This is a genomic window from Rathayibacter sp. AY1E8, assembly GCF_002931415.1.
GTDB lineage: Bacteria > Actinomycetota > Actinomycetes > Actinomycetales > Microbacteriaceae > Rathayibacter.
The window spans coordinates 1-6,024 of record NZ_PSVI01000094.1 but is presented as its reverse complement, the minus strand read 5'-3'; the positions used below and the strand labels follow the sequence as shown (position 1 = coordinate 6,024).

Here is a 6,024-nt window from a genome sequence, read left to right as displayed (position 1 = left end):
GGCGGGGCGTGCCGGGCAGCTCGAGGAGGCGGCAGTCCGGCGCCTCGCCCGCCCAGACCAGGTCGGGCATCAGGGCGACGGCGTGGCCGGAGGCGGCGAGTCGGATCTGCGCCTGCAGGTCGGCGGTCTCGAAGCGGACGTCCGGCTCGAACCCCGCGACCCGGCAGGTCTGCTCGGCGAAGTGGCGGCTCGCGGTGCCGCGCGGCTCCATCACCCAGGCGGAGTCGCGGGCCGAGGCGAGGTCGACGACGGCGGAGTCGCGGCTCACGGCGAGGCGGATCGCGTCGGTCGTCAGGTCGCTGCGCACCAGTCCGGGCAGCCAGGAGGTCGAGTGGCCGGGGTACTGCTCGGCGACGACGAGGTCGAACTCCCGCGCCCACGACGTCTCATGCAGCGCGCCCTCGGGCTCGCGCTGCACCATCTCGACGCGCACCTCGGGGAAGCGGTCGGCGACGGCCCGGAGCGCACCCGGCATGAGCGCGAGCGCGGCCGACTGGAACACCGCGACGCGCACCCGGCCGGTCACCGACTCCCCCGAGGCCGCGAGCGCCGCCTCCGCCCGCTCGAGCAGGGCCATCACCTCGCCGGCCGCTTCGACCAGGATCTCGGCCTGGGGTGTGAGCTGCACGCGCCGGCCCGCCTTCCGCAGCAGCTCGACGCCGGCCTCGCGCTCGAGCACGGCGAGCTGCTGCGAGACGGCGGAGGGACTGTAGGCGAGGGCCTCGGCCGCGGCGGCGAGAGTGCCGCGGATGGCCACCTCGCGGAGCAGTACCAGGCGGCGGACATCGAGCACGGCGTCTCTCCGATCGTTCAGCTGAGCTGACCGGTACCGGTAAGGAACGGTCGCTTCTGCTCAACGGTAGTCGGTCGAATACTGAAGGCACCCACCTCAGAGCAGAAGGACCGCACCATGACGGATCTCGCCAGCCCCGCTCTCGCCACCGGCCCCGCCGCCGACGGCCCGTCCGCCGATTCGATCGATCCCCGCCTGGTCGACGAGAGCGTCGCCCTGGTGCGGCGCTGGCTGCGCGAGGCGTCCGCGATCCCGATCGACGCCTCCGGGGCGCAGCTGGCGGGCGTGCTGAAGGACCCGGCCGGCCTGGACTTCACGGTCGGCTTCGTCGACGGCGTCGTCCGCCCCGAGGACACCCGCGTCGCGGCGGCGGCGCTGAAGGCGATCGCGGGCGGCGTGCCGTCCTTCCTCCCGGCTCCGATGCGCGGCGCGGTCGCCCTCGGCGGCGTCATGGCGCCGCTCCTCCCGGACGTCGTGGTGCCGATCGCGCGCCGGGTGCTGCGGCGGATGGTCGGCCACCTGATCATCGACGCGACCGACTCCCGCCTGGGCCCGGCCATCGCCGCGATCCGCCGCGACGGCGTCCGGCTCAACATGAACCTGCTCGGCGAGGCCGTCCTCGGCCGCGAGGAGGCCCACCGCCGCCTGGAGGGGACACACCGGCTCCTCGCCCGCGACGACGTCGACTACGTCTCGATCAAGGTCTCCTCGAGCACCGCCCCGCACAACCCGTGGGCCTTCGACGCCGCGGTCGACGACATCGTCGAGGAGCTGGCGCCGCTGTTCGCCCGGGCCGCCGCCTCCTCGCCGCAGAAGTTCATCAACCTCGACATGGAGGAGTACAAGGACCTCGACCTCACCATCGCGGTCTTCACCCGCATCCTCGACCGGCCGGAGTTCCTCGGCCTCGAGGCCGGCATCGTGCTGCAGGCCTACCTGCCGGACGCGCTCTCGGCGATGATCCGCCTGCAGGAGTGGAGCGCCGCCCGCCGGGCCCGCGGCGGCGCCGGCATCAAGGTGCGCCTGGTCAAGGGCGCGAACCTGCCGATGGAGCAGGTCGAGGCCTCGGTCCACGGCTGGCCGCTGGCGACCTGGAGCAGCAAGCAGGACTCCGACACGAACTACAAGCGCGTCGTCGACTACGCGCTGCACCCGGAGCGGATCCGCAACGTGCGGGTCGGCGTCGCCGGGCACAACCTCTTCGACGTCGCGTACTCGTGGCTGCTCGCCGGCACCCGCGGCGTCCGCGAGGGGATCGAGTACGAGATGCTCCTCGGCATGGCCCAGGGCCAGGCGGAGGCGGTGCGCCGCACGGTCGGCTCGCTCCTGCTCTACACGCCGGTCGTCGCGCCGGCCGAGTTCGACGTGGCGATCGCCTACCTGATCCGTCGGCTGGAGGAGGGCGCGTCGAGCCAGAACTTCATGTCGGCCGTCTTCGAGCTCGAGGCCGACCCGGCGCTCTTCGCGCGGGAGGAGGAGCGGTTCCGCGCCTCCGTCGCCGCCCTCGACGGGGCAGTCCCCCCGGCGCACCGCGTGCCCGACCGGTTCGCCGCGAGCGGCCGTCCGGGACCGGGCGACTTCCGCAGCACCCCCGACACCGACCCGTCCGTCGCCGCGAACCGCGAGTGGGCGCAGGCGATCCTCGCGCGCGTCCCCTCCTCCCGGGCCGGCGCCGACGCGATCGAGGCCGCCACGATCGGCACCCTCGACGAGCTGGAGTCGGTGCTCTCCGGCGCCCGCGGCAGCGGCTGGAGCGACGTCCCGGCCGAGGAGCGCGCCCGCATCCTGCACCGCGCGGGCGACGAGCTGGAGGCGCGCCGCGCCGAGCTGCTCGAGGTCATGGCGGCCGAGGGCGGCAAGACCCTCGACCAGGGCGACCCCGAGGTCTCGGAGGCCGTGGACTTCGCCCACTACTACGCCGAGCGCGCCCTCGAGCTCGACGCGGTCGACGGCGCCCGCTTCCACCCGGCCGCGCTGACCCTGGTCGCTCCGCCGTGGAACTTCCCGGTCGCGATCCCGGCCGGCGGCGTCCTCGCGGCGCTCGCGGCCGGCTCCGCCGTGGTGCTCAAGCCCGCCGGACCGACCGCGCGCTGCGGCGCCGTGGTGGCCGAGGCGCTGTGGGCGGCGGGCGTGCCCCGCGAGGCCCTGCGCCTGCTCCGCCTGCCGGAGGAGGAGCTGGGGCGCGACCTGATCGCCTCCCCGCAGGTCGACCGCGTGATCCTCACCGGCGCCTACGAGACGGCGGAGCTGTTCCGCTCCTTCCGGAACGACCTCCCGCTGCTCGCCGAGACGAGCGGCAAGAACGCGATCGTGGTCACCCCCTCGGCCGACCTCGACCTGGCGGTGAAGGACGTGGTGGCGAGCGCCTTCGGGCACGCGGGGCAGAAGTGCTCCGCCGCCTCGCTCGTCGTGCTGGTGGGCTCCGTCGCGCGCTCGAAGCGGTTCCGCGCGCAGCTGCTCGACGCGGTCTCCTCCCTCACGGTCGGCTACCCGACCGACCCCGCGACGCGGATGGGGCCGGTGATCGAACCCGCCGAGGGCAAGCTGCTGCGCGGCCTGACCGCGCTCGGCGCCGGTGAGACCTGGCTGCTGCAGCCGCGGAGCCTCGACGACTCCGGACGCCTGTGGAGCCCCGGCGTCCGCGACGGCGTGCGCCGCGGCTCCGAGTTCCACCGCACCGAGTACTTCGGGCCGATCCTCGGGATCATGACGGCGGCGACCCTCGACGAGGCGATCGCGATCCTCAACGAGGTCGACTACGGGCTCACCTCGGGCCTGCACGCGCTCGACCCGGAGGAGATCGGCACCTGGCTCGACGGGATCGAGGCGGGCAACCTCTACGTGAACCGCGGGATCACCGGGGCGATCGTGCAGCGCCAGCCGTTCGGCGGCTGGAAGAAGTCGGCGGTCGGCCCGGGCACCAAGGCGGGCGGGCCGGACTACCTGCTCGGCCTGGGCTCGTGGACCGCGGCGCCGTCGGAGGCGACCGCTCCGGTCGTCGGACCGGCCGCCCGCCTGCTCGCCGCGTCGCGCGCGGAGCTCCCGACGGAGGAGCACGCCGCGGTGGAGCGGACGGCGCGCAGCTGCGCGGCGGCGCGGGCCGCGGGCACTCTTCGCGACGTGACGGGGCTGGAGGCGGAGCGCAACGTCTTCCGCCGCCTGCCCTACGACTCCGCCGTGCTGGTGCGCCTGGCCGCCGGGGAGCCGCTGGGCTCGCTCGTGCGGGTGGCCGTCGCGGCGGCGACCGCGCAGGCACGGGTGGTCGTCTCGAGCGCCGCGGCGCTGCCTCCGCAGCTCGCCGCCGGTCTCGACGAGGCGGCAGGCGCCGTCGTGGTCGAGGACGACGCAGCGTGGGAGGCGCGGGTGCGCGCGCACGGCGCCGGACGGGTGCGCCTGCTGGGCGCGTCCGCCGCGACGGTGACGGCCGTGACGGGCGGGCGCCCCGACCTCGCGGTCTACGCCGGCCCGGCGACCGAGGCGGGCCGGCTGGAGCTGCTGCCGTTCCTCCGCGAGCAGGCCGTGTCGATCACGGCCCACCGCTTCGGCACGCCGGACCACCTCACGGACGGGCTGCTCTGACCGGCGTGATCCGACCGGCGTGATCCGACCGGCCGCCGCGGGATCCCGCTCCGGTGCACCCGCTCCGGCGTGTCGACTACCGGAGCGGCGTCTCGCGGAGAGGGCGACGGAGGGACGACGGGGCGGAGAGGGATCAGCCGCAGGCCGCACGTCAGTCCGCGTCAGCTCCGCGACGGGGCCGCAGGGGTGGAGCGCGCGTCGTTGCTGGTGCGCGGGCCCTCCGGGAGGAGCGCGGCGCGTCCCACGCCCGATCGACGGCGGCGGCCGGGGTCAGCAGGATGTGCGCATGACCCGCCAGGAGAACGGCCGGCGCACCGCCGCGCCCGCCCGCGCGCCACGCACGCGCCCGACCGTCGGCTCCGCCTTCGACCCGCGGTCGAACAGCATCAACGCCCTGCGGCTCGGGCTGGCGGTCCTCGTCATCGTGTCGCACTCCTTCCCCCTCGGCGGCTACGGCGACGACCCCGGGTTCGGCGGCTCGACCCTCGGCGCCTGGGCGGTCGGCGGGTTCTTCGCCACCTCCGGCTTCCTGATCACCGCGAGCCGGCTGCGCTCGCGATCGCTGGTCGACTTCCTCTGGCGGCGCTTCCTCCGCATCTATCCCGCCTTCCTCGTCTCGCTCCTGGTCGTGGCCTTCGTCGCCGCACCGCTCGCGTCGCTCCTCCTCGGAGCCGGCGAGTACAGCGCGGCCGGGGCGGTGCGCTTCGTGGTCGCCAATGCGGCCCTCTACATCCGGGAGTACGGCATCGCGGGGATGCTCGGCTCCGTGCCCTACCCGGGCGCGTGGAACGGCTCGCTCTGGAGCCTGTTCTACGAGTTCGTCAGCTACGTCGTCATCGGCCTTCTCGTCTCCCTGGCGCCCGCGCGCTGGGTGCGGCCCCTCGTGGTCACGGGATTCGCGGGCCTCACCCTCGTCGCGGCGGTGCTCGCGACGGACCTCGTCCCGTTCCCGGCACCCCTCAACCAGACGGTGACGCTCGTCGGGTACTTCCTCGCCGGCGCGCTCGTGCACCTGTACCGCGACCGCCTCCCCCTGACGGGCGCACTCACCGCCATCGCGGCCGCGCTGCTCGTCCTCGTGATCGCGACCGGCCTCTACCGCGTGCTCGCCGGCCTCCCCCTCGCCTATCTGATGGTCGCGCTCGGCGCCCGGCTCCCCCTGCGTCGGGTGGGCGCGACCCACGACGTCTCCTACGGGATGTACATCTACGCGTTCCCCGTGCAGCAGCTGCTCTCGCTGGCGATCGTCGGAGCCGGAGCCGACGTGCCGCTCTGGGCCTACATCGCGCTCTCGGTCGCAGCGACGGTCCCCCTCGCGTGGGCGAGCTGGCTGCTGGTCGAGCGCCCCGCGATGCGGCTGAAGCGCCTCACCGCCCGGGCTCCCGTCGACGTCGAGGGCCACGTCCTGCGCTGAGGCCCGGAGCCGCGAGCCCGGAGCCGAGAGCCCGCGGCCGAGAGCCGAGCCGAGCCGAGAGCACGGAGCCGCGAGCCCGGAGCTGTCCTCGCACATCCGCCTGCCCGCAGCCGTCCCTGCCCGGTCGCGCCCCCGGAGCCGCCCGCCCGTCACGGCCGTCACCGTCGCGGCGGACGCGCCCAGCAGGCGCACCCGTCCGGCGCCGTGCGCGCGCACCCGCGCCTCCCACGCTGCGTCG

3 protein-coding genes are annotated in these 6,024 nt (G+C 75.1%); 2 read left to right on the top strand and 1 reads right to left on the bottom strand.

Annotation, left to right across the window (positions count from 1 at the left end; genetic code table 11):
* A partial coding sequence (locus tag C5C74_RS16535) for a LysR family transcriptional regulator (RefSeq protein WP_104351917.1) occupies positions 1-793 on the bottom strand: 793 nt, incomplete at its 3' end.
* A gap of 117 nt (positions 794-910) precedes the next feature.
* Here C5C74_RS16535 and C5C74_RS16530 point away from each other — a divergent pair.
* Entirely contained in the window at positions 911-4,372 is a 3,462-nt protein-coding gene (locus tag C5C74_RS16530; RefSeq protein ID WP_104351916.1) for a bifunctional proline dehydrogenase/L-glutamate gamma-semialdehyde dehydrogenase, read from the top strand.
* Positions 4,373-4,658: 286 nt separating this feature from the next.
* A complete protein-coding gene (locus C5C74_RS16525; RefSeq protein WP_104351915.1) occupies positions 4,659-5,786 on the top strand; it encodes an acyltransferase in 1,128 nt (375 codons plus the stop codon).
* Positions 5,787-6,024 lie beyond the last annotated feature (238 nt).

Excerpts from the sequence above, each read along its gene's own strand:
- C5C74_RS16530 (WP_104351916.1), top strand. The coding sequence starts at position 911 with ATGACGGATCTCGCCAGCCCCGCTCTCGCCACCGGCCCCGCCGCCGAC.
- C5C74_RS16525 (WP_104351915.1), top strand. The coding sequence starts at position 4,659 with ATGACCCGCCAGGAGAACGGCCGGCGCACCGCCGCGCCCGCCCGCGCG.